General features: G+C 67.6%; 18 protein-coding genes and 2 tRNA genes. 11 read left to right on the top strand and 9 right to left on the bottom strand.

Going from position 1 to position 21,998, the window contains the following annotated elements; all coding sequences use genetic code 11:
- Positions 1-2: 2 nt before the first annotated feature.
- The 3 genes from ACS5PK_RS06455 to ACS5PK_RS06465 form a co-directional block, all read right to left on the bottom strand.
- A complete protein-coding gene (locus ACS5PK_RS06455; protein WP_439439410.1) occupies positions 3-2,366 on the bottom strand; it encodes an ATP-binding protein in 2,364 nt (787 codons plus the stop codon).
- A 104-nt stretch (positions 2,367-2,470) separates the two neighbouring features.
- On the bottom strand, positions 2,471-3,709 hold the full coding sequence (gene dinB / locus ACS5PK_RS06460) for a DNA polymerase IV (RefSeq protein WP_439439411.1): 1,239 nt from the start codon (positions 3,707-3,709) through the stop codon (positions 2,471-2,473).
- 64 nt (positions 3,710-3,773) lie between these two features.
- On the bottom strand, positions 3,774-4,283 hold the full coding sequence (locus tag ACS5PK_RS06465) for a hemerythrin domain-containing protein (protein ID WP_439439412.1): 510 nt from the start codon (positions 4,281-4,283) through the stop codon (positions 3,774-3,776).
- Between the two features lie 220 nt (positions 4,284-4,503).
- Here ACS5PK_RS06465 and ACS5PK_RS06470 point away from each other — a divergent pair, with 220 nt between their 5' ends.
- Positions 4,504-5,220: a hypothetical protein gene (locus ACS5PK_RS06470; RefSeq protein ID WP_439439413.1), complete on the top strand. Its 717-nt coding sequence runs from the start codon at positions 4,504-4,506 to the stop codon at positions 5,218-5,220.
- Between the two features lie 9 nt (positions 5,221-5,229).
- Here ACS5PK_RS06470 and argH read toward each other — a convergent pair whose 3' ends face one another.
- Positions 5,230-6,627 (bottom strand): argininosuccinate lyase, encoded by a 1,398-nt coding sequence (gene argH, locus ACS5PK_RS06475; protein WP_439439414.1) that lies wholly within the window; start codon positions 6,625-6,627, stop codon positions 5,230-5,232.
- Positions 6,628-6,755: 128 nt separating this feature from the next.
- On the opposite strand from argH, the gene ACS5PK_RS06480 reads away from it, so the two are divergent.
- Both ACS5PK_RS06480 and ACS5PK_RS06485 read left to right on the top strand, forming a co-directional pair.
- Entirely contained in the window at positions 6,756-7,850 is a 1,095-nt protein-coding gene (locus ACS5PK_RS06480; protein WP_439439415.1) for a sensor histidine kinase, read from the top strand.
- An 11-nt stretch (positions 7,851-7,861) separates the two neighbouring features.
- Entirely contained in the window at positions 7,862-8,692 is an 831-nt protein-coding gene (locus tag ACS5PK_RS06485; protein WP_439439416.1) for a LytR/AlgR family response regulator transcription factor, read from the top strand.
- A gap of 16 nt (positions 8,693-8,708) precedes the next feature.
- Here ACS5PK_RS06485 and ppc read toward each other — a convergent pair whose 3' ends face one another.
- Positions 8,709-11,714: a phosphoenolpyruvate carboxylase gene (gene ppc, locus ACS5PK_RS06490; protein ID WP_439439417.1), complete on the bottom strand. Its 3,006-nt coding sequence runs from the start codon at positions 11,712-11,714 to the stop codon at positions 8,709-8,711.
- Between the two features lie 117 nt (positions 11,715-11,831).
- Here ppc and hemC point away from each other — a divergent pair, with 117 nt between their 5' ends.
- The 7 genes from hemC to ACS5PK_RS06525 all read left to right on the top strand — a co-directional run bounded on the left by hemC (position 11,832) and on the right by ACS5PK_RS06525 (position 16,539).
- Positions 11,832-12,761 carry a hydroxymethylbilane synthase gene (hemC, locus tag ACS5PK_RS06495; protein WP_439439418.1) on the top strand — a complete coding sequence of 310 codons (930 nt, stop codon included), beginning with the start codon at positions 11,832-11,834 and terminating at the stop codon, positions 12,759-12,761.
- 40 nt (positions 12,762-12,801) lie between these two features.
- Complete coding sequence (locus tag ACS5PK_RS06500) at positions 12,802-13,563, top strand: uroporphyrinogen-III synthase (protein ID WP_439439419.1); 762 nt, start codon at positions 12,802-12,804, stop codon at positions 13,561-13,563.
- Positions 13,564-13,583: 20 nt separating this feature from the next.
- A complete protein-coding gene (locus ACS5PK_RS06505) occupies positions 13,584-14,732 on the top strand; it encodes a uroporphyrinogen-III C-methyltransferase (protein WP_439439420.1) in 1,149 nt (382 codons plus the stop codon).
- 13 nt (positions 14,733-14,745) lie between these two features.
- The gene (locus ACS5PK_RS06510) at positions 14,746-15,993 is read left to right on the top strand and encodes a heme biosynthesis HemY N-terminal domain-containing protein (protein ID WP_439439421.1); all 1,248 of its coding nucleotides are present in this window, start codon (positions 14,746-14,748) and stop codon (positions 15,991-15,993) included.
- A 167-nt stretch (positions 15,994-16,160) separates the two neighbouring features.
- A tRNA-Arg gene (locus tag ACS5PK_RS06515) sits at positions 16,161-16,237 on the top strand.
- Complete coding sequence (locus tag ACS5PK_RS06520) at positions 16,210-16,344, top strand: hypothetical protein (protein WP_439439422.1); 135 nt, start codon at positions 16,210-16,212, stop codon at positions 16,342-16,344. Before ACS5PK_RS06515 ends, ACS5PK_RS06520 begins: the two co-directional genes overlap by 28 nt.
- 118 nt (positions 16,345-16,462) lie before the next feature.
- Positions 16,463-16,539 (top strand) — tRNA-Arg (locus tag ACS5PK_RS06525).
- A gap of 256 nt (positions 16,540-16,795) precedes the next feature.
- Here ACS5PK_RS06525 and ACS5PK_RS06530 read toward each other — a convergent pair.
- Positions 16,796-17,941 carry a CaiB/BaiF CoA transferase family protein gene (locus ACS5PK_RS06530; RefSeq protein ID WP_439439423.1) on the bottom strand — a complete coding sequence of 382 codons (1,146 nt, stop codon included), beginning with the start codon at positions 17,939-17,941 and terminating at the stop codon, positions 16,796-16,798.
- Between the two features lie 153 nt (positions 17,942-18,094).
- Between ACS5PK_RS06530 and greB the strand changes: the two genes are divergently transcribed.
- A complete protein-coding gene (gene greB / locus ACS5PK_RS06535; RefSeq protein ID WP_439439424.1) occupies positions 18,095-18,658 on the top strand; it encodes a transcription elongation factor GreB in 564 nt (187 codons plus the stop codon).
- A 36-nt stretch (positions 18,659-18,694) separates the two neighbouring features.
- Here the strand turns inward: greB and ACS5PK_RS06540 are convergent, their stop codons facing one another.
- The 3 genes from ACS5PK_RS06540 to gmk form a co-directional block, all read right to left on the bottom strand.
- Entirely contained in the window at positions 18,695-20,962 is a 2,268-nt protein-coding gene (locus ACS5PK_RS06540) for a RelA/SpoT family protein (protein ID WP_439439425.1), read from the bottom strand.
- 144 nt (positions 20,963-21,106) lie between these two features.
- The gene (gene rpoZ / locus ACS5PK_RS06545; RefSeq protein ID WP_183102758.1) at positions 21,107-21,310 is read right to left on the bottom strand and encodes a DNA-directed RNA polymerase subunit omega; all 204 of its coding nucleotides are present in this window, start codon (positions 21,308-21,310) and stop codon (positions 21,107-21,109) included.
- A 64-nt stretch (positions 21,311-21,374) separates the two neighbouring features.
- The gene (gmk, locus tag ACS5PK_RS06550; RefSeq protein WP_439439426.1) at positions 21,375-21,995 is read right to left on the bottom strand and encodes a guanylate kinase; all 621 of its coding nucleotides are present in this window, start codon (positions 21,993-21,995) and stop codon (positions 21,375-21,377) included.
- Between the last annotated feature and the right edge of the window lie 3 nt (positions 21,996-21,998).

The following is a 21,998-nucleotide window of genomic DNA, read 5'->3' on the forward strand; positions in this document are numbered from 1 at the left end:
GCTCAGCGGCCGTCGCCTGAGGCAGGCATTCCCTGCAGCGGCAGCTCCAGCCGCAGCGCAAAGCCCCGGTCGGGCCGCATCAGCAGAGCTTGGCCGCCCAGGCGTTTGGCCAGGTTGGCCACGATGTACATGCCCAGGCCCGAGCCGCCCTGGCCCCGCCGCGTGGTGAAGAAGGGCTCGAATACATGGGTGCGGGCGGCCTCGCTGAGCCCCACGCCATTGTCGGCATAGTCGATGCGCAACTGCGGGCCGCAGGCCTGTGCGCGCAGGCTCAGGCAGCCGCCCTGGCCCTCGGGGAAGGCATGGGTCAGGCTGTTCATGATGAGGTTGGAGAGAATCTGGCTCAGCAGGCCTGGCACGGTCTGGACCTGCAGGCTGTCCTCCACCTCCAGCCGGCAATCGACCCGGGCGCGGCGCAGGGCCGGGCTGTGTACCGACAGCACGCTCTGCAGATAGTCCTTCAGCGCCAGGCGCTGCGGGGCCTCGGCGTTCTGGTCCACGGCGATGCGCTTGAAGTCGCCCATCAGCGTGGCGGCCCGCTGCAGGTTGCGGTCCACCAGATCCGCGGCATTGGAGAGCTGCGCAGCCAGGGCCTGCAGCTCGCTGCGGGTCAGCTTCTCGCTGCCGTCGGCGACGCGGCCCAGGCGGCGTGCATGGTCGGCCACGCCCGAAGCTGCGGTGATGGCCACGCCGATGGGCGTGTTCACATCGTGCGCGATGCTGGCGACCATGCGGCCCAGCGAGGCAAACTTCTCCTGCTCCAGCTCCTGGCGCGCCGCCTTGGCCCGGGTGAGGTCCAGCGACAGCAGCAGGCGCTCGCAGATCTTGGCCAGGTGGCTGGCGCTGAGCAGGTCCTCGCGCGTCCAGGCGCGGTCCATGCTCTCGCGCTGTAGCCACAGGATGCCCCGCAGCTGCTGCTGCAGGCGCAGCGGTACCTCGATGCGCCCGCCCTTGGACTGCGCACGTGGTCGATGCAGCAGCAGCGCGCCGTGGGGATGCAAGCGCATGTCGCGGATCACCAGCGGCTCCTGGGTGTCCGCCAACATCTGGAGGTAGTCGCCGCAGTGCTCGGCATCCAGGCCCAGGTCCTCGGGCTTGCCGGCCTGGGCAATGCTGACGAACCGCTGCTGGCTGCCTTCGTCCCACCAGACCGTCCAGTCATCCAGACCCATGATGGCCAGGACCTGTTCACGCATCTGCAGCAGGGCCAGGCGCAGATCCTCCGGTGTCTCCACGCTGAAGTGCTGGTTGGACAGCGCCAGCATGCGCTCCTCCGGGCCCTGGCGCAGGTGGTCGAAGCGCACGAGGGCGCTGAGCCGCTCGGGGAGGCTCAGGCGGTAGAGCTCGGCCTCCAGGGCTTGATGCTGCCAGAGCTGGTCCAGGGCCTCGCTGAGCCGTCCCGCATGCTGGTAGAGCTGGGCCAGGGCCTTGTGGGCGCTGCTCTGTTGGCGGCGCGCTCCGAGGCTGCGTGCCAGGGCCAGGGCCTGCTCGCCGCTCTGGATGGCGTGGTCCCAGTCCTTGCCTTCCATGGCCAGCTCGGTGAGCGTGGCGCTGGCCATGGCCTCCAGCCAGACATAGCCGCAGCGCCGCGCCGATTGCAGGGCCTGCTCGCACAGCTGCCGTGCCGCCGACTCCTCCCCACTGGCCTGGGCGCAGCGGGCCAGATGCCACTGGCTCTCGGCCACGTAGTCACGGTGGCCGATGCTGCGGGCCCAGCGCTGGCCTTGCTCGAAGCTGGTGCGGGCCTGCGCGAATTCCGAGCGGTTGAACTGCGCCACGCCCAGGTTGATCAGCAGCTTGGCCTGCAGATAGCGCGCGGCGAGTTGGGGGGCGCCGATGCGCAACTGGCTCTGTGCGTCCAGCAGCAGGTGCTGGCCGGTCTGCCAGTCCCCCAGGGCGAAGTGCAGCTGAGCCAGTCCTATGCAGGGGGCAACGCCTTCGAGGCTGCCAGGCTGCAGGGTGGCGAGGTCCAGCGCCTCGGACCAGTGCGCGCTGGCCTGCTGGTACTCGGCTGCCTGGTAGCTCAGCCGCCCCAGGGCCTCATGCAAACGCGTGACCTGGCGGATGAGACCAGCGTCCTGGGCCTCGGCCAGGGCCTGATGCAGCGCGGGCCGCAAGGGGGCGGCGCGGCCCAGGCGTTCGCTGGAGAAGAACAGGCCCTGCAGCAGCTGTACGCGCCGCAGCAGGGGCAGGTCTTGCGCACGCTGCAGCGCGCGCTCGTAAAGGGGCAGGGCGCAGCGCGGATGTCGCATGCCGGCGACGGCCAGTGCCCGGATGAGGCCGGCCGCCGCGGCGTCGTCGCAGGGGGGCAGGCCGGGCTGGTCCGGCTGGAGGCCGGTGGATGGCGAGGGCTGGTACTGCTGCATGCCGCTCCTTGATCTTGGACGCCTGGCAGCCCTTGTCAGGCAGGTTCGGCCTCCAGGATACCGAGGGTGTGCGGCGGCGACCAGCACGCAAGTCCGGGGGCGCCTCAGAACAGCGACAGGTTCTCCATGCGGGCTTGCGCGGGCCGCGCGGCACGGGCCGGCGGGGGCAGGGCGTCGCCGGGCCGGCTCAGCGAAGCCATGCGCACGCCCAGCAGGCGCAGGCGCTGGCTCAGGTCCACGCGCTTGAGGCACTGGCCGGCAGCCTGCCGGATGGCGGCAGCGTCCTGGATGGGCAGGGACAGGGTCTGGTCCCGGGTGACGGTGCGGAAGCCCTCGAAGCGCAGCTTGATGCCCACGGTGCGGCCCAGATAGCCCTTGCGCTGGAGATCCGCCGCGAGCTGCTCGCAGAGTTCGGTGAAGATGCGGCCCAGCAGCTCGCGGTCGTGCCTGGCGTGCAGGTCGCGCTCGAAGGTGGTCTCGCGGCTGATGGACACGGGCTCGCTGTGCGTCACCACCGGCCGCTCGTCCCGCCCGTGCGCCGCCTCATGCAGCCAGGCGCCGTAGCTGCGCCCGAAACGCTCGAGGAGCAGGGCCGGCGAGGCGGCCGCCAGCTCGGCGATGGTCTGGATGCCCAGGGTCTCCAGCTTCGCGGCCGCCTTGGGGCCGATGCCGTTGATGCGCCGCACCGGCAGCGGCCAGATGCGGCCGGGGATGTCCTCTTCGGTCAGCACGGTCAGGCCGTCGGGCTTGTCGAGGTCGGAGGCGATCTTGGACAGCAGCTTGTTGGGCGTGATGCCGATGGAGCAGCTCAGGCCGGTCGCTCGAGTGACGCTGTTCTTGATCTCGCGGGCCACGGCCCGCACGCCGCCCAGGGGGTCGTGACCCACGGATTCCTGCACGCCGGGCACGGCGCTGAGGTCGATGTAGATCTCGTCGATGCCGCGGTCCTCGATGACGGGCGCGATCTCGGCCACGGCGGCCTTGAAGAGGCGGGAATAGTGGCGGTAGGAGTCGAAGTCGGTGGGCAGGAGGATGGCGTCCGGCGCCAGCAGGCCGGCCTTCATCAGGCCCATGGCCGAATGCACGCCCAGGGCGCGGGCGGCATAGGTGGAGGTGGTGACGACGCCGCGGCCGGTGTAGTCCCGCAGCCGCGCGTACTGCCGGCTGCCGTCCTCCAGCGTGCGCGGCGCATGCATGCGCCGGCCGCCGATCACCACCGGCTGGCCCTTGAGTTCCGGGTAGCGCAGCAGCTCCACAGAGGCATAGAAGGCGTCCATGTCCAGATGGGCGATCCAGCGCCGGGGAGGCGCTGCCGCATCCAGGGGCCGCTTGAACTCAGTCATGGCGGCATTGTCGCGCTGCCGCCCTGACAGGCGCTGTCAGCAGCGCGCTGATCAGGGCCTGGCCTCAGTGCCCGCAGCTGCTGCTGCCGCAGGAGGTGATGGCCTTCTCGGGCTGGCCGGCCTGGGCGGCCGTCGCCTCGCTCGCCTCGGGCTTGAGCAGCACGCCGGTCGCGCTGTCGTAGCCCACCTGCTGCATGTGGAAGACCAGGGCGGCGTCCATCATCTCGGCATGGGCCGGGAACCACTGGGCCAGCTCGGGGCCGATGATGCGCATGGGCTCCAGGTCCTTCAGCTCCAGGGCATAGCGCCGGACCTCGCGCAGGGTGTCCAGCACCATCTCGTGCTGCTTGCTGTGGCAGTTTTCGGGCGCGAAGCCGGTGGCGGCCATCCAGCGCTCTTCCATCGCGAAATGCGCCTCGGTGTGGGCCAGCAGGGCCTCGAAGGCGGGCATGGGGTCGTCACCGCTGGCCAGGGCCGCGGCGAAGTCGTTCAGCAGGCCCACGAATTCCTCGTGGGTGTCGTCCAGCTCGGTGTGCTGCAGCGCGAGCTCGGGGGTCCAGGTGATCAGGCTCATGGGCCGAACGATACCTGAGCTGCCTGACAAAGCCTGGCGCCGCTCCCGCCGCCCGCGGGAATCTTGCGATCGATCAAGGATCTGGCCCGCCTGCCGGCCGTCGTTGGTCGACGACGCCCAGGCCCCCTGCTTGCGGGGCAGTCTGCAAACCTAGGGGGACGCGTGTCCGCGAATCGGCCCTAAGGTTCGGACCACCCGAGTCGACAACCCAGGAGGTTCCATGACCGATCTTGTCCTGAACGCTCAAAAGCCCCTGCTCAATCGCCTGTGCGGCGCCCTGGCGCTGACGGCGGCCCTGGCCGCGCCGTCCCTGGCCCATGCCGATGTGCTGCTGGAAGGCGCCACCGTGGCCTTGCTGACGGGCACCAGCGCGGCTGCCGAGCCCCACCTGGCCGGCGCCATCGTCGAGGACCGTACCGATGCCTTCAGCTTCAGCAGCGCGCATGGCACGGTGTCCGGCAGCATCCAGTCGCGCGTGGTGCGGGCCATCGACGGCACGGTGGACTTCTACTGGCGCGTCACCAGCGACGCCGGCTCCGCGGACGACATCGGCAGCTTCCGCCTGGGCCAGTTGTTCACCAGCGAGTACCGCGTGAACTGGCGCAATGACGGCCTGGGTGACAAGGCCCCCGCCAATGCCCACCGCTTCTCCGGCGTCATGAGCGGTGACATCAACTTCAACTTCCAGCGCATGAACGACGCCGGCGGCCTGACGGGCCTGGGCGCGGACCAGTCGTCCTACTTCATGTTCCTGGATACCGACGCCACCGCCTACGACTTCTCGGGCCTGATGGACGTGGCCGACATGGGACACACCCACATCTCAGGCCTCTTCAGCACCTTCGCCCCCACGGTCGGGGCTGTGCCCGAGCCCGGCAGCCTGGCGCTGGCCGGGCTGGCGCTGAGCCTGCTGCCGCGGCGGCGCCGTCGCGGCTGACGCCGGAACTCAGGCCAGGCGTGCCCGGTGACGGGCCACCTGGGCACGCACCTGGTTCGGCGCCGTGCCGCCCAGGATGTTGCGGGCGTTGAGCGAGCCGCGCAGCGAGAGCACCTCGAAGACATCGGCCTCGATGCGCGCATCGAAGGCTTTCAGCTCGTCCAGGCTCAGGGCCGAGAGATCGCGGGCCTGGGCGATGGCCGTCTTCACCGCATGGGCCACGACCTCGTGGGCATCGCGGAAGGGCAGGCCTTTCTTGACCAGGTAGTCGGCGAGGTCGGTGGCGGTGGCATAGCCGCGCATGGCCGCGCGCTCCATGGCCTCGGGCTTGACGGTGATGCCGGCAGCCATCTCGGCAAAGATGCGCAGGGTGTCCTTGAGCGTGTCGACGGTGTCGAACAGCGGCTCCTTGTCTTCCTGGTTGTCCTTGTTGTAGGCCAGGGGCTGGCCCTTCATCAGGGTGATCAGGCCCATCAGGTGGCCCACCACACGGCCGCTCTTGCCGCGGGCCAGCTCGGGCACGTCGGGGTTCTTCTTCTGCGGCATGATGGACGAACCGGTGCAGAAGCGGTCGGCCAGGTCGATGAAGCCAAAGCTCTGGCTCATCCAGAGGATCAGCTCCTCGGACAGGCGCGAGACATGCACCATCACCAGCGCAGCCGCTGCGGAGAACTCGATGGCGAAATCGCGGTCGGAGACGGCATCCAGGCTGTTCTGGCACACGGCCTCCATGCCCAGGCTGCGGGCCACGCGCTCGCGGTCCAGCGGGTAGCTGGTGCCGGCCAGGGCGGCGGCGCCCAGGGGCAGGCGGTTCACGCGGCGGCGCACGTCGGCCATGCGTTCGGCGTCGCGGGCAAACATCTCCACATAGGCCAGCAGGTGGTGACCGAAGGCCACGGGCTGGGCCACCTGCAGATGGGTGAATCCGGGCAGGATGGTTTCGGCGTTCTTCTCGGCCACATCGACCAGGGCCAGCTGCAGGGCGTTCAGCAACTGGGCGATTTCGTCGATCTCGCCGCGCAGCCACAGGCGCACGTCGGTGGCGACCTGATCGTTGCGGCTGCGGCCGGTATGCAGGCGCTTGCCGGCCAGGCCGACGAGCTCGGTCAGGCGGGCCTCGATATTCAGGTGCACGTCCTCCAGGTCCAGCTTCCATTCGAAGCGGCCGTCTTCGATCTCCTCGCGGATCTGGGCCATGCCGCGCTGGATGGCCGCGTGGTCCTCGGCACTCAGGATGCCCTGGGCGGCCAGCATCTCGGCGTGGGCGAGGCTGCCTTCGATGTCCGCCTTCCACAGCCGCTTGTCGAAAAAGACGCTGGCCGTGTAGCGCTTGACCAGCTCGCTCATCGGTTCTGAAAACAGCGCGGACCAGGCTTGGGACTTGTTGGCGAGTTGGTTGTCGGACATGGTTTGTTGCAAGGCGACGGGCGGGCTCCGGGCGAAGCGGCCCCTGGGCTGGGGGAGAATGGCCGTCGATTCTAAAGACTGCCCACCAGGCCAGACCCTGCCTTGTCGCCGCCCAGCCTTCGAAGCTCATGAAGCAGCCGCCCTCGTCTCCGCTCACGTCTGTCCCGGACACCAGCACGACGCTGCTGCCGCCCATGCTCCCGGAGCCGCCCGGCGCGGCGCAGGCTGAGGACGCGGCGCGCCGCGCCCAGCTCTTCGATGTCTGCCACATGGGGCTGGCCTTGCGTGCCGTGCTGGGTGTGCAGATCCTCCTGTCCCTGGGCATCGCCCTGCAGGCGGCGGACCTGCAGCAGTGGCTATGGCAGCTGTCCAGTGCCAGCTTCGTCTCCATGACGGCGGTCCTGGCCTGGCTGGTCCTCGTCTGCGCAGGCAAGCACCTGCTGGGGCGCCTGGGCAGCGGCGGGCAGTGGCTGATCCTGTCCGCCCTGGGCGCGCTGTGTGCCAGCCTGGCCTGGCGCCTGCTCAACGCGGCCGCCGGGGAACCCGGTACCCTGTTCCGCTTCACGGCGGTGGCGCTCAGCGGTGGGGCCGTGGCTTCGTCGCTGTGGCTGTGGCTGCGCAGCCGGCAGCGCTGGCAACGCCCGGCGGCAGCGCTGGCGCAACTGGTGGAGCTGCAGTCACGCATCCGGCCGCACTTTCTCTTCAACACCCTGAACTCTGCCATCGTGCTGGTTCAGCTGGATCCGCAGCGCGCCGAGAAGGTGCTGGAGGACCTCGCGGAGCTCTTTCGCGTGGCGCTCAGCGAGAACGGCGCTGCGGTCAGCCTGGACGAAGAGATAGAACTGGCGCGGCGCTACCTGGAGATCGAGCAGATACGCTTTGGCGAGCGCCTTCGCGTGCAGTGGCGGCTGGACCCGCAGGCCGGCGCCGTGCAGGTGCCGCCGCTGATGCTGCAGCCCCTGGTGGAGAACGCCGTGCGCCATGGGGTCGAGCCCAATGATGAGGGCGGCGAGATCGAAGTGCTCACCCGCCGCAGGGGGGGGCAGGTCGAGGTCCGCGTGAGCAATACCGTGGGCCAGGGGCCTTCCCGACCCGGGCATGGCCTGGCCCTGGACAACGTCCGCGAGCGCCTGCTGCTGATGCATGATGTGGCGGCCCAGTTCGAGCTTCATGCCGAAGCCGGGCGCTATGTCGTGAAGATCCTGCTGCCTCTTCAGTCCTGATGATGCCTGTGATGACGCCGCCCGGTGAGGCCCCCTTGCGCACGCTGATCGTCGATGACGAGCCCCTGGCGCGGCTGCGGCTGCGCGGCCTGCTGGAAGGCCTGCCCGGGCTGCCCGTGCGTGTGCTGGGGGAGGCGGCTTCCTCTGCTCAGGCCCTAGTCTGGCTGAAGGAGCACGCCTGTGACCTCGTCTTCCTGGACATCCAGATGCCCGGGCCGGATGGACTGCAGCTGGCGCAGTCCCTGGAGGGGCTGCTTCATCGGCCCATCGTGATCTTCGTGACGGCCCACGCCGGCCATGCGCTGCGAGCCTTCGAGATCGAGGCCCTGGACTACCTGACCAAGCCGGTGCGTCGCGAACGGCTGCAGTCGGCCGTGGAGCGTGCCCGCGCCCGCCTGCACGAGCGTCTGGCTGCCGCCACCTGGCAGAGCGCGCAAGCCGAGACTGAAGCACTGCCGGACGGAGAGTTCCTGACCATCGCTGAGCGAGGGCGGCTGATCCGTGTACCCCTGGCCGAGGTGCTCTATTTCAAGGCCGAGCTCAAGTACCTGACCGTGCGCACCGCTGGGCAGAGCTACATCATGGAAGGCTCCTTGACCGAGCTGGAGCAGCGCCTGTGCGAGCGATTCCTGCGCATCCATCGCAATGCCCTGGTGGCACGCAAGGCCCTGCGCGAGCTGGGGCGGCACCTGGCCCAGCCTGGCGGCGAGCCGGATGCGGAGTCCGGCGAGGGCTGGGCCGTGCGCGTGGCGCCGGTGGATGAGTGGCTGTCGGTCTCGCGGCGCCAGGTAGCGGTCGTGAGGGAGGCGCTGGCCAGCGGCACGGCGGCGGGAGGGCGCTGAGCCCCGCCACCTCCTGTCAGCCGGTATTGCGCAGGCCGGCAGCAATGCCGTTGATGGAGAGATGGATGCCGCGCTGCACGCGTTCCATGCTCGGGTCCTCGGCCCGCTTCTCGATCGGGATGGCGCGGTAGCGGCGCATCAGCTCGACCTGCAAATGGTGCAGGGGGTCGATGTAGGGGAAGCGGTGCGCGATGGAGCGCGCCAGGGCCGGGTTGCTGGCCAGGTTGTGCTTCTCGCCGCTGATCATGGCTACCGCCTGCTGGGTGCGGCGGAACTCTGCCTCGATGGCCGCGAAGATGCGCTTGCCCAGCTTCCTGTCCTCGACCAGGTCCACGTAGCGCTGGGCCAGGCCCAGATCGGTCTTGGCCAGCACCATGTCGAGGTTGGACAGCAGGGTGCGGAAGAAGGGCCACTGCTTGTGCATGCGCCTGAGCAGGGCCAGTCGTTGCTCCCGCTGGGCCGGATCAGCCTCCAGGAAACTCGCCACGCCCGAGCCGAAGCCGCACCAGCCCGGCAGGGCCACGCGGGACTGGCCCCAGCTGAAGCCCCAGGGGATGGCGCGCAGGTCCTCGATGGCACGGGTGGCCTTGCGGGAGGCCGGTCGCGAGCCGATGTTGAGCTCGGCGATCTCCCGGATGGGCGTGGACGAGAAGAAGTAGTCGGCAAAGCCCTTGGTGTCGTAGACCAGGCCGCGGTAGGCCGCGAAGCTGGCATCCGAGAGCTGCTGGGCGGCATCCAGGAAGGACTTGGGTGCGCTCTTGGTAGGGTGCAGCAGCGTGGCCTCCAGTGTCGCGGCCACCAGGGTCTCGAGGTTGCGCCGGCCGATGTCGGGGTTGGCGTACTTGGAGGCGATCACCTCGCCCTGTTCGGTCAGCCGGATCTGCCCGTTCACCGTGCCCGGGGGCTGGGCCAGGATGGCCTGGTAGCTGGGGCCGCCACCGCGACCCACCGTGCCTCCGCGGCCGTGGAAGAGCCGCAGGGTAATGCCATGGCGGGCCTTGAGTTGGTCAAAGAGGCCCACCAAGGCGATCTCGGCGCGGTAGAGCTCCCAGTTGCTGGTGAAGACGCCGCCGTCCTTGTTGGAGTCCGAGTAGCCCAGCATGATGTCCTGCTCGGCGCCAGAGCGCTTCACCAGCGCGGCCACGCCGGGCAGGGCGTAGTACTCGCTCATGATCAAGGGCGCCTCGCGCAGGTCGCCGATGGTTTCGAAGAGGGGCACGACGATGAGGTCGCTGATCGCCTCGCCGTCAAGCACCCCGCGCAGCAAGCCCACCTCCTTGAACAGCAGCGCCACCTCCAGCAGGTCGCTGACGGTCTCGGTGTGACTGATGATGTAGTGGCGGATGGCCTCGCGGCCGAATCGCTGCAGGGACTCGCGGGCTGCTTCGAAGATGGCCAGCTCGCCTTGGCAGCGCTCGCTGTACTCGGCGCCGACCACGCGCAGCGGCCGGGCATCGTTGAGCAGGCCCAGCAGCAGCTGGCGGCGCGCGGCTTCGTCCAGCGTGGCGTAGTCCGGGCAGACGCGGGCGGTGGCCAGCAGCTCTGCGATCACCAGCTCGTGCTGGTCCGAACTCTGGCGCAGGTCCAGGGTGGCCAGGTGGAAGCCAAAGACCTGCACAGCCCGGATCAGGGGCTTGAGGCGCGGAGCAATCAGGGCGCCGGCGTGATGGGTCTGGAGCGAGTCGGCGATCACGCGCAAGTCGACCAGCAGCTCCTCGGGCGTCAGGTAGGGGTCCTGCGGCGCGACGGCATGACGCAATGCCTCGGTGCCCGTCAGTGCGTGCAGCGTGGCGGCCATGCGGGCGTACATGCCGGTGAGGGCGCGCCGGTAGGGCTCGTCCATGCGATGTTCATTGCGATCGGGGCTGCGCTCTGCCAGCGCCTGCATGGCCGGGCTGACCTGGGCCAGCCGCGCCGAGATGGACAGCTCCGCGCCCAGCTCGTGCAGCTCGGTCAGGTAGTGGCGCAGGGCCACCTCGCTCTGGCGCTTGAGCGCATGGCGCAGGGTGGTTGCGGTGACATTGGGATTGCCGTCGCGGTCCCCGCCTATCCAATGGCCCATGCGCAGGAAGCTGTTGAGCTCATGGCCAGGCAGGGCCTCCTCCAGCTCGCCGTAGAGCTTGGGGATCTGGCGCAGGAAGGTGGCGTGGTAGTAGGAGAGGGCGTTCTCGATCTCGTCGGCCACCGTCAGCTTGGAATAGCGCAGCATGCGCGTCTGCCACAGCTGGGTGATGCGGGCGCGGATGAGGTTTTCGTTGTCGCGCCGCTCGCGCTCGGTCTGCAGGCGGTCGCGCTGCTCGACCAGCTCCGCGATGGCGCGCTCGGCGTCCAGGATGCTCTTGCGCTGCACTTCCGTCGGGTGGGCTGTCAGCACCGGCGAGATGAAGCCATGCTGCAGGGTGCGGGCCACTTCGGCGGGGCGCACCCCGGCCTCGTGCAGGCGTTCCATGCAATAGGCCAGCGAGCCGGCCTGCAGGCTGCCGGCGCGCTCGTGGATCTCACGGCGGCGGACATGGTGGCGGTCCTCAGCGATATTGGCCAGATGCGAGAAGTAGCTGAAGGCGCGGATCACACTGACTGTCTGCTCACCTGAGAGGCTCTTGAGCAGCTTGTCGAAGGTCTTGCCGGCCTGCGCATCGTGCTTGTGGCGAAAGGCTACCGAGAGCTTGCGCACGCGCTCGACCAGCTCATAAGCCTCGCGACCCTCCTGCTCGCGTATCACCTCGCCCAGGATGCGGCCCAGCAGGCGGATGTCCTCCATCAGGGGCTGGTTCTTGTCCTCTGCTTGCCGCGGGGTCAGCGTGCGCACCTTGGCTGCCTTGCCGGTAGTCTTGGTGCCGGCCCTGGTGCCGGCCCTGGTGCCAGACGGGGTGCCAGACGGGGTGCTGGCGGCAGCGGCGCGAGGGGCTCGATCGGGGGCGGAAGCGTCAGGACGGGCTGGCATGGCGGCTCGGGGTTGGCGTCCGGAGACGGGTTCCGGAGCGCGGGTGCTGGGAATTGCGGAGGGTAGCGTGCTTGCCATGGCCGAGGCATTTCGGCCTCGACTCGGCAATGTAACCAAGTTACCTTTGTTTGACTTTATCAGTTTCTTTGACAGGAGCGTGGCTGAGCGGCCACGGCGCTGCGCTAGCATCCCACCATGATGGAAAAGATAGTGATCGCAACGCGCGAAAGCAGGCTCGCCCTCTGGCAGGCCGAACATGTGAAGGCTTTGCTGGAACAGCGCCTGGGGGCTGCCGTGGAACTCCTGGGCATGACCACCCGGGGGGACCAGATCCTGGACCGCAGCTTGTCCAAGGTCGGCGGCAAGGGCCTGTTCGTCAAGGAGCTGGAAACGGCGCTGACGGAAGACCGCGCCCAACTGGCCGTGCATTCGCTCAAGGACGTGCCCATGGACCTGCCCGAAGGCTTTGCCCTGGTGGCCATCCTGGAGCGCGAGGACCCGCGCGATGCCTTTGTGTCCAACAAGTTCGCCAGCCTGGACGAACTGCCGCAGGGCGCGTTGGTGGGCACCTCCAGCCTGCGCCGCGTGGTGCAGCTCAAGAACTTGCGGCCGGACCTGCGTGTCGAACCGCTGCGCGGCAACTTGGACACCCGGCTTCGCAAGCTGGACGAGGGCGGCTATGACGCCATCGTGCTGGCCGCGGCAGGGCTCAAGCGCCTGGGCCTGGAACAGCGCATCCGGTCCTGCTTTGCCGTGGACCAGATGATTCCCTGCGCGGGGCAGGGCGCGCTGGGCCTGGAGGTCCGTGCCGACGCTTCGGCGCTTGCTCAGGCGCTGGCGACCTTGAGTGATCCTCGCACCTGGCTGGCCACGCAGGCCGAACGCGCGGTCTCGCGCAGCCTGGGCGGAAGTTGCTCGGTACCCCTGGCTGCCCATGCGCAATGGCAGGGCGCGCAGTTGCATCTGGATGTGGCCCTGGGCCATCCGGAGCAGCCTGAGCGACCACTGTTGAGGGCGCTGCTGCAGGGCAGCCCCGCTGACGAGGCGGCCGCGCGCGCCCTGGGCCTGCAGGCCGCAGACGCCCTGCGAGCGCAGGGAGCCGAGGGCTATCTGCGCTGTGCCTGATCCCTTCAGGCCGGGTCAGGCGGGGGATCCCCGCGGCGATGTGCCGCGGCTCATCCTCACCCGTCCCCGCGCTCAGGCCCAGGATTGGGTCGAGCGCATGGGCCGGCTGGGTGTGGCCTGCGACTGCCTGCCCTTGCTGGACATCGCGCCGCTGGATCCCGCGCCGGTCCGCCAGGCTTGGGAAGGCCTGGGCGCGCAGTCACTGCTGATGTTCGTCAGCCCCAATGCGGTCGAGCATTTCTTCGCCGCCCGGCCTGCAGGCCAGCGCTGGCCCGCACGCACCCTGGCCGCGACGGTCGGGCCGGGCAGTGCGCAGGCCTTGTTGCGTCAGGGCGTGCCGCCGGAGCTGTTGCGGCAGCCCCCGGCCGATTCGCCGAGCCTGGATTCCGAGCACCTGTGGCCTGTGCTGTCCGCCGAGGACTGGCGCGGCCGCCAGGTGCTGCTGGTTCGCGGCGACGGTGGGCGGGAGTGGCTGGCAGAGCGCCTCAGGGAGGCCGGCGCCCGCGTGGAGGCCCTGAGCGTCTACCGCCGGCAGCCACCGCGCTGGACGCCTGCGGAGCGGGCGGTGCTGGATCGTGCCCTGGCCCAGCCCCGGGCGCATGTCTGGCTCTTCAGCAGCGCGGAAGCCATTGATCACTTGCCCGAGTTGGCGGGGGCGTCAGTGGACTGGTCTCACAGCCGCGCCATCGGGACGCATGAGCGTATTGCCGAGCGCGCGAGGCGGCTGGGCCTGGGCCATGTGGTTTTGACGCGACCGGACGCAGCAGCCGTGGCCATGGCCCTGCAAGGCCCCTGGGACTGAACCCTACAATCCGCGGCACTGTGAGCGAGCAAGACATCCCCCGCAGCGCCCCGGCTTCCGAGCCCGAGAGCGCCTCCGTGCTGCCCGAGAAAGTGCCGGCCCGCGCCGGCACGCCGGGTTCGCTGACCCTGGTCCTGATGGCACTGGGTGTGCTGTCCCTGGGCGCCTTGGGCGTGGCCTGGCAGGGGCACAGCCGTGTACGGCAACTGGAGCAGGAGCTGGTGCGTCGCCAGGAGCAGAGCCAGACCCAGGCTTCCGATGCCCGCAGCATGGCCAGCCGGGCGCAGGAGATTGCCCAGGAAACGTCAGCGAAGCTGGCCTTGGTGGACGCCAGGCTCGCCGAGGTGTCGCTGCAGCGGGGGCAATTGGAGGAACTGATCCAGTCCATGTCCCGCTCGCGCGACGAGAACGTGCTGGGCGACATCGAGGCCTCGCTGCGTGTGGCACTGCAGCAGACCAGCATCACCGGCAGCGCCGAGCCGCTGGTGTCTGCACTCAAGCAGGCAGACGAACGCCTGCAGCGCTACAAGCAGCCCCGGCTCGAGGGCGTGCGCCGGGCGGTGATCCGCGACCTGGACCGGGTCAAGGCAGTCAGCGTGGTCGACGTGGCCACGCTGGGCATCAAGCTGGATGAGGTCGCCCGCCTGACCGATGAGCTGCCCTTGCTGTCGGTGGCCGAAAGGGCGGTGCAGGCCGAGGGCGCGGCGCGCTCCGAAGCCAAGCCTGACGCCAAGCCCCGCAAGGTGGCCAGCCCCGGCGCCAGGCCGGCCGCAGCCCCGGAAGGCTGGGATGCCTGGTGGGGCCTGGCCCAGAGCCGCTGGCAGGCGCTGAGCAGCCAGGTCTGGCAGGAAACCAAGTCGCTGGTGCGGGTCACGCGGATCAGCCATCCGGAGGCCGCACTGATCACCCCCGAACAGGGCTATTTCCTCCGTGAGAACCTGAAACTGCGTCTGCTCAATGCGCGGCTGGCACTGCTGAGTCGCCAGTACGACACGGCGCAGTCGGACCTGCGCGAGGCCCTGGCCCTGCTGGATCGCTATGTCGACATGCGTTCCCGCAAGGCCCAGTCTGCCGCCGAGCTGCTTCGCCAAGTGCAGGGGCAGGCGCGCCAGGTGGCGGTGCCGCGTCCCGATGACAGCCTCGCGGCCCTGGCCGCGGCTGGTCGCTGAGGGAGGCAGGTCCATGCGTACCGTGATCTGGCTGGTGCTGCTTTTTGCGGCGGCGGTGGTGGCCGCGCTGACCCTGGGCAGCAATGATGGCCTGGCGAGCTTCTACTGGAATGGCTGGCGGCTGGACGTCTCGCTCAACCTCTTCTTGCTGACCCTGGTAGCGGGCTGCTTTGCGCTGGTGACGCTGATACAGACCGTCAATTCCCTGGTTTCCCTTCCGCGTCGCGCCCGAGAGTGGCGCCTTTCACAGCGCGAGCGCAGCGCTCAGCTGGCCTTGCGCGAGGCTCTGGCCGAGTATTTCGGTGCCCGTTACGGTCGCGCCCAGAAGGCGGTGCAGCGTGCCTTGAACATCCAGTCGCAGACGCCTGACCTGGCGCAGGACCAGGCTTTCATGGCCCTGAGCCATCTGCTTGCGGCCCAGAGCGCCCACAGGCTCCAGGACAAGCGCCGTCGGGATGAGCAACTGCAGATGGCCCTGCAGTTCGCGCAGTCGTCCTCCCAGGCCAAGGCCCAGGAAGAGGGCGCCAAGCTGCTGGCCGCTGAGTGGGCTCTGGACGACCGCGACGCCCATCGCGCCAGTCAGATCCTCGCCGAGTTGACGCCCGGTGTCGCCCGTCGCACCCAGGCCCTGCGACTCAAGCTTCAGGCCGCGCGCCTGGCCCGCCAGCCCCTGGAGGCCCTGCGCACCGCGCGCCTGCTGGCCAAGCATCAGGGCTTCTCCAAATCGGCCGCCCAGGGCCTGCTGCGTTCCCTCGCGGTGGAGGCTCTGGAGTCCTCCCGCGACATCGACCAACTGCGCGCCAGCTGGCAGCAACTGGATGCGGCGGACCGTCGCGATGTTTTTGTGGCTGCCCGTGCGGCGCAATGTGCTGCCGGCCTGGGTGCGCCGGATGATGGCCGCGGCTGGTTGCGTCCGTCCTGGGACAACTACGGCGATCTGCAGGGCGAGGAACGTGCTGCGCTGGCCGAGGCTCTGGTGCAGTGCATGCCGGGCGTGGGACCGGAATGGTTGCAGCGCCTGGAGGGGCTGATGCAGCGGCATGCGCGTGACCCGGGCCTGTCGTATGCGCTGGGCCATGCCCTTGCTGAGCGACAACTTTGGGGCAAGGCCAGGCTCATGCTGGAGCAGGCTGCCGAAGACCGCCAACTGGGCATTGCCGCGCGACGCCGCAGCTGGCTCAAGCTGGCCGATCTTGCCGAGAACGATGGCGATGCTGAGCGCCGTGCCCGCTGCTTCGAGGCCGCGGCCCTGCTGGCTTGAATTGGGCGCACTCTGGGGGGGGGGGGCGCCCCGGGGATCATCTCGGGCGTCGGGCGGGTGCTCAGGGGTGCTCAGGGGGGGCATAGCGTGCCGATGAGATCTGCAAGAGGAAAAATGAACTGAAACTTGCATCTCTTCAAAAACCCATGCTATAGTTCAAGGCTTCGGCGGCTGTAGCTCAGTTGGATAGAGTACTTGGCTACGAACCAAGGGGTCGTGGGTTCGAATCCTGCCAGCCGCGCCAAAATTTCAAAAATTGAGCAATCTGGGAAATCTGGAAAATCTCCAGAAAGCACTCCGGAAAGCGACGAAAAACTGCTGCTGCATGGCGCTGTTTTTCACGAGTTTTGAGTTTGAGGTGTGCGTCGAGATACTGAAAAGTATCAAGACACTCCGGAATAAAAATATGAGTTCTGGCTTGCGGTTCAATCAAAAATCGCGCTACAATCTAGGGCTCAACTAAATACAAGCGGCTGTAGCTCAGTTGGATAGAGTACTTGGCTACGAACCAAGGGGTCGTGGGTTCGAATCCTGCCAGCCGCGCCAATAACAAGAAGAAATGAAAAGGTCTGTGAGAAATCACAGACCTTTTTTGTTTTGGGCTGCTGCTTTATCGGGTGTCTTTATCGGGCGGCTTTGTTGCTCGACCGCCTTATCGCTCGACCGCCTTCCGCTCGACCGCCATTCCTTCGTTCAACACTGCAGTGTGTCCGGCAAATCCCCTGCACTGCGCGCAAGCTGGCCTTCGTGCCGAAGGTGCTGACGTTGCCCGCCACGAGGCGGGGCGGACCGCCTCCAGCCTTCAGGGCTGTCCGCTGGGCAAGCTGTCCTTGAGCAGTACAGCGATTACGGCTTCAGGTAGATTCAATTCGGACAGAATGTCCGCGCTCTGCTCGCCCGCCTGGGGTGGTGCGCCGGGGCTTCGGGTGTGGCTGCGCGAAAAGCGGGGCGCCGGCTGCGCCTGCCATTGCCCACCGACCTGGGTGAAGGCCTGGCGTGCCAGCTGATGGGGATGCAAGGGTGCTTCGTCCAGGCTCAATACCCCGGCTGCGCAGGCTTCGGTACCTTCCAGCAGGGCCACCCAGGCATCAAGGGGTTTCTCCTTCAGCCGGTGTGCGACCCGCTGCCGCAGGCGCGGCCAGTGCTCGTTGCACATCTGCAAGGCCGGGTCCACATCCGTGAGCTCGAGGCGCTGCAGCAGCTCCTGGTAGAAGGCGGGTTCAATGGCGCCCAGGCTCAGGAATCGCCCGTCCGCGCATTCAAAGCTGTCGTAGAAAGGGCTGCTGTGCAGGAAGAAATTCTGCGCGGGCAGGTCAGGCCAATGGCCCTGACCTGCCAGGCTGCGCACCAGGCTGCCCAGCAGATTGGCGCCGTCGAGCATGGCTGCATCCACCACCTGGCCGCGGCCAGAGATTCTGGCCTCCATCAGGGCGCACACCATGCCGAAGGCCAGCAAGAGTCCGCCGCCGGCCATGTCACCCACAACGGTAGCGGGGAGGGTAGGCGCCTGTCCGGGGCGCTGGCTGAGGCTTAGCAAACCGCTGAGGGCCACATAGTTGATGTCATGCCCAGCGGCCTGGGCCAGGGGGCCTGTCTGGCCCCAACCGGTCACCCGGCCGAATACCAGGCGGGGATGGTCTTGCTCGAACGAGGCGGGGCCTAGCCCCAGGCGCTCCATGACACCAGGGCGATAGCCCTCGATCAGCCCATCGGCACGCTGGACCAGCCGCTGTAGTGCTTCCCGCGCCTCAGGCTTCTTCAGGTCCAGCACCAGGGAGCGCTTGCCACGGTTCATGGCTCCGCCGCCGCCCAGGCTGCGCTGCGCCGCCGGACGCTCCACCACAATGACCTCGGCACCCATGTCTGCCATCAGCATGCCGGCAAACGGGCAGGGGCCTATGCCGGCCAGCTCAATGATTCGCACACCTGCTAAAGGTCCCGCTGCCATGCTGCTCCTTTAGAACCGGACTACCGAATGAATGTCCCCAAGCTTCCTCGTCGCCGGACCTCGGACTTGCCCTTTCGTGCCAGTTGTCCCGAGCGGGCAGAGAGGCCTGGGGCGGCCCAGCGCTTTCTTGTGACTTGACGAGACAATACACGCATGAGCAAGGCCTTCACCAAGGAAAACGACGGGGATGACGACGATGACGTCCCCGGTCTGCCGCCGCTGCCGGCGGGCACGCGCAACTACATCACGCCCCAGGGCTATGCCCGGCTGCGCGCGGAGTTCATGGAGCTGCTGGATGTCGAGCGTCCGAAGATCGTAGAGACGGTATCCTGGGCCGCGAAGAACGGGGATCGTTCGGAGAACGGCGACTACCTCTACGGCAAGAAGCGGCTGCGAGAGATCGACCGCCGTCTGCGTTTCCTGACCAAACGACTGGATATCGCCGAGGTCGCAGACCCGGCCTTGCACCATGGCAGCGACCAGATCTTCTTCGGCGCGACAGTCACCTATGCCAATAGCAAAGGCGAGGAGCGCACCATCACCATCATGGGCATCGATGAGGCGGATAGCCTCAAGGGCGAGGTCAGCTGGGTCTCACCGATCGCCCGGGCTCTGCTCAAGGCTCGCGAAGGCGACGAAGTCCAGCTGATGACGCCTGGCGGACTGGAGCAGCTGGAGGTGCTGGAGGTTCGCTACCCTGCACCTGGCAAGACCTGACCCCCTGGATGGGCCAAGCAGACGACGCCAGGATCGTCAGGGCTTGATGCGCCAGACCCGAAGCACTGCGGGCGAGCGCTTCAGCATGCGCAGCACCTCCGCCACATGCAGGCGATCGCGTACCGAGATCAGCAGCTGCATTTCGGCTGTCTCCCGGGCCTGTGATTCATCGCTCATGGAGATGTGCGTGATGTCGGCTTCTGCGGTACTCACAGCGGTGGCGATCTGGGCCAGCACACCCTTGCCGTTGCGCATCAGCACGCCGATGGCAGCCTCGAAGCTGCGAGTCATCTCGTCGGCCCAGGCTACGGCGATCCAGTGCTCGCTGTCGCGCTGGAAAAGGCGCCGGCCGACCTGGCATTCCGCGGTGTGGACGATCAGGCCCTCGCCGCGACCCAGATAGCCCTTGATGTCGTCGCCCGGCACGGGCCGGCAGCAGCTTGCCAACCGCACCGAAGCGCCCTCACTGCCGTCCAGCGTGATCTGGCCTTGGGTGGTCTGGTCATCGGTGGCACCGAAGCGCCCCAGGGTGAGGGTGACCGCGTCCGGCCGCTGGCCCTGAGCCGCCAGCATGCGAGCCATCTTCTTGGCCACGATGGTCGCTATCTTGCGACCCAGGCCGACCTCCACCAGCAACTCATGAACATTGCGGTTGCCGGCCCATTTGGCGAGGTCTTGCCACAGCGCATGCGCTTCGTGGTCTTCCATGTCCAGGCTGGGCAGGGCCAGGCCTTCGGCGCGCAGGGCCTGGGCGAGCATTTTCTGGCCCAGCTCGCGCGACTCCTCCTGCTCCAGGTTCTTGAGGAAATGACGAATCTTGGAGCGGGCGCGGCCCGTGCGGACAAAGCTGAGCCAAGCCGGATTCGGACGGGCACCGGTGGCGGTGATGATCTCCACCACGTCACCGCTGCGCAACTCGGCGCGCAAGGGCACGGGTTCGCCGTTGACCTTGGCGGCGACGCAGTGGTCGCCAACGTCCGAGTGGATGGCGTAGGCATAGTCCACCGGCGTGGCGCCGCGCGGCAGGGCCATGATCTTGCTCTTGGGCGTGAAGACGTAGACCGCGTCGGGGAAGAGGTCGATCTTCACGTGCTCCAGGAACTCGCTGGCGTCGCGGGTCTCGTCCTGGATGTCGATCAGGGACTGCAGCCAGCGCGAGCCCAGCTGCTGCACGGCCTGTGGATTGCCCTTGGCCTTGTACAGCCAATGTGCCGCCACACCTTTTTCGGCCACCATGTGCATGGTCTCGGTGCGCATCTGGAACTCCACCGGCGTGCCCAGGGGGCTGACCAGGGTGGTGTGCAGGCTCTGGTAGCCGTTGGGTTTGGGGATGGCGATGTAGTCCTTGAAGCGGCCAGGCTGCGGCTTGTACAGCTGGTGCAGCACGCCCAGGGCCAGATAGCACTGGGACAGTTCGTCCACCACAACGCGGAACCCGAAGATGTCACTCACCTGCGCGAAGCTCAGGTGCTTCTCGCGCATCTTCTTGTAGATGGAGAAGAGCGTCTTTTCGCGCCCCTGGATCTCGACTTTCAGGCCGGCGTCTGCAAAAGCCTTGACCACATCCCGCTCGATGCGCGACACCAGGTCGCGCCGGTTGCCGCGCGCCTTGGCGATGGCCTTGGACAGGGCGCCATGGCGCCAGGGATGGATGTACTGGAAGGACAGCTCCTGCAGCTCCCGGTAGATCTCGTTGAGGCCCAGGCGATGGGCGATGGGGGCGTAGATGTCCAGGGTCTCGCGCGCGATGCGGCGGCGCTTCTCGAAGGCCATGTGGCCCATGGTCCGCATATTGTGCAGACGGTCCGCCAGCTTGATCAGGATGACGCGCACATCTCGCGCCATCGCTAGCAGCATCTTGCGGAAAGACTCGGCCTGCGACTCTTCCTTGGTGGAGAACTGCAGCTTGTCCAGCTTGGTGAGGCCATCCACCAACTCGGCGGTCGGGGCCTCGAAGCGCTCGATGAGTTCCGTCTTGGTGACGCCGCAGTCCTCCATGGCGTCATGCATCAGCGCGGCCATGATGGCTTGCGCGTCAAGCCGCCATTCTGCGCAGATGCCGGCCACGGCGATCGGGTGGGTGATATAGGGCTCGCCGCTGGCCCGGAACTGGCCCAAATGCGCTTCGTCTGCGAACTTGTAGGCTTCGCGGATGCGCTTGATGTCGGACTTGGGCAGGTAGCTCAGACGGTGCAGCAGGGCGTCAAAGGACGCCGCCTCGGCCTGTGTGGGCTCGGGGGCGGTCTTGTGCAGGCCCGGCATCAGCGCGGCGGGCAAGGAGGCAGCAAAGGAGCGAAGACCCATGGAGCGAAATTAACACAAGCCCAGGGCCGCCCGCAGGCAGCAGGACAAATTGCGACGGGGAAGCTTGCATGCCCGCCGCACGGATGCGGGCAAACCATGAAAAAAGGCGCCCGTCTGGGCGCCTTCATCCTGCACGGCCAAACCTCAGACCGGCACCTTGCGCAGCATTTCGATGCCGACTTCGCCTGCGGCGATCTCGCGCAGGGCGGTCACGCCCGGCTTGTTCTTGCTCTCGATCTTGGCGCTGTGACCCTGGCTCAGCATGCGAGCGCGATAGGTGGCAGCGAGCACCAGCTGGAAGCGGTTGGGGATCTTGGTCAGGCAATCTTCGACGGTGATGCGGGCCATGGGGGGTTCCAGTGATGATGTTCAGGGAGGTCTGCAGTCGGGGTCTCAGGGCTGAAACCCAGACTTAGGGCAAGTCCAGAGCCTTGAAGACGGCGGACTTGCTGCGACGCTGAGAGGCGTATTTTAACCGCTGCGCGTGCACGATGGCCTTCAAGTCGAAAAGTGCGGTCTCGAACACGGCATTCACCACGACAAAATCGAACTTGTGCGCCTGGGCAACCTCGACGCGGGCATTGGCCATCCGGCGTTCGATGACCTCCTCGGCCGTGTCGCCGCGGCGCGTCAGGCGCTGGCGAAGTTCCTCCCAACTCGGCGGCAGGATGAAGACCAGCACTGCGTAGGGGAAGAGTTGCTTGATCTGCAGGGCACCCTGGAAGTCGATCTCCAGCACCACGTCCTCGCCTTGCTTCATGCGCTCCTCAATGGCGGCACGGGAGGTGCCATAGAGGTTGCCATGCACTTCGGCCCACTCGAAGAACTCACCGCGCTGGGTCTTGGCGCGGAATTCATCGGGCGTGATGAACCAATACTCGCGACCGTGCTGCTCTTGGCCGCGAGGTGCGCGCGAGGTATGGGAGATCGAGACTGCCAGCTTGGCGTCCAGTTCCAGCAAGGCCTTGACCAGACTGGATTTGCCGGCGCCGCTGGGTGCGGCGACCACGAAGAGATTGCCAGGATATTCCATCTG

This window comes from Roseateles sp. DB2 (assembly GCF_051857535.1).
Taxonomy (GTDB): domain Bacteria; phylum Pseudomonadota; class Gammaproteobacteria; order Burkholderiales; family Burkholderiaceae_C; genus Roseateles_B.

Excerpts from the sequence above, each read along its gene's own strand:
- ACS5PK_RS06455 (WP_439439410.1), bottom strand. The coding sequence starts at position 2,366 with ATGCAGCAGTACCAGCCCTCGCCATCCACCGGCCTCCAGCCGGACCAG.
- dinB (WP_439439411.1), bottom strand. The coding sequence starts at position 3,709 with ATGACTGAGTTCAAGCGGCCCCTGGATGCGGCAGCGCCTCCCCGGCGC.
- ACS5PK_RS06465 (WP_439439412.1), bottom strand. The coding sequence starts at position 4,283 with ATGAGCCTGATCACCTGGACCCCCGAGCTCGCGCTGCAGCACACCGAG.
- ACS5PK_RS06470 (WP_439439413.1), top strand. The coding sequence starts at position 4,504 with ATGACCGATCTTGTCCTGAACGCTCAAAAGCCCCTGCTCAATCGCCTG.
- argH (WP_439439414.1), bottom strand. The coding sequence starts at position 6,627 with ATGTCCGACAACCAACTCGCCAACAAGTCCCAAGCCTGGTCCGCGCTG.
- ACS5PK_RS06480 (WP_439439415.1), top strand. The coding sequence starts at position 6,756 with ATGAAGCAGCCGCCCTCGTCTCCGCTCACGTCTGTCCCGGACACCAGC.
- ACS5PK_RS06485 (WP_439439416.1), top strand. The coding sequence starts at position 7,862 with ATGACGCCGCCCGGTGAGGCCCCCTTGCGCACGCTGATCGTCGATGAC.
- ppc (WP_439439417.1), bottom strand. The coding sequence starts at position 11,714 with ATGGCAAGCACGCTACCCTCCGCAATTCCCAGCACCCGCGCTCCGGAA.
- hemC (WP_439439418.1), top strand. The coding sequence starts at position 11,832 with ATGATGGAAAAGATAGTGATCGCAACGCGCGAAAGCAGGCTCGCCCTC.
- ACS5PK_RS06510 (WP_439439421.1), top strand. The coding sequence starts at position 14,746 with ATGCGTACCGTGATCTGGCTGGTGCTGCTTTTTGCGGCGGCGGTGGTG.
- ACS5PK_RS06530 (WP_439439423.1), bottom strand. The coding sequence starts at position 17,941 with ATGGCAGCGGGACCTTTAGCAGGTGTGCGAATCATTGAGCTGGCCGGC.
- greB (WP_439439424.1), top strand. The coding sequence starts at position 18,095 with ATGAGCAAGGCCTTCACCAAGGAAAACGACGGGGATGACGACGATGAC.
- ACS5PK_RS06540 (WP_439439425.1), bottom strand. The coding sequence starts at position 20,962 with ATGGGTCTTCGCTCCTTTGCTGCCTCCTTGCCCGCCGCGCTGATGCCG.
- rpoZ (WP_183102758.1), bottom strand. The coding sequence starts at position 21,310 with ATGGCCCGCATCACCGTCGAAGATTGCCTGACCAAGATCCCCAACCGC.
- gmk (WP_439439426.1), bottom strand. The coding sequence starts at position 21,995 with ATGGAATATCCTGGCAATCTCTTCGTGGTCGCCGCACCCAGCGGCGCC.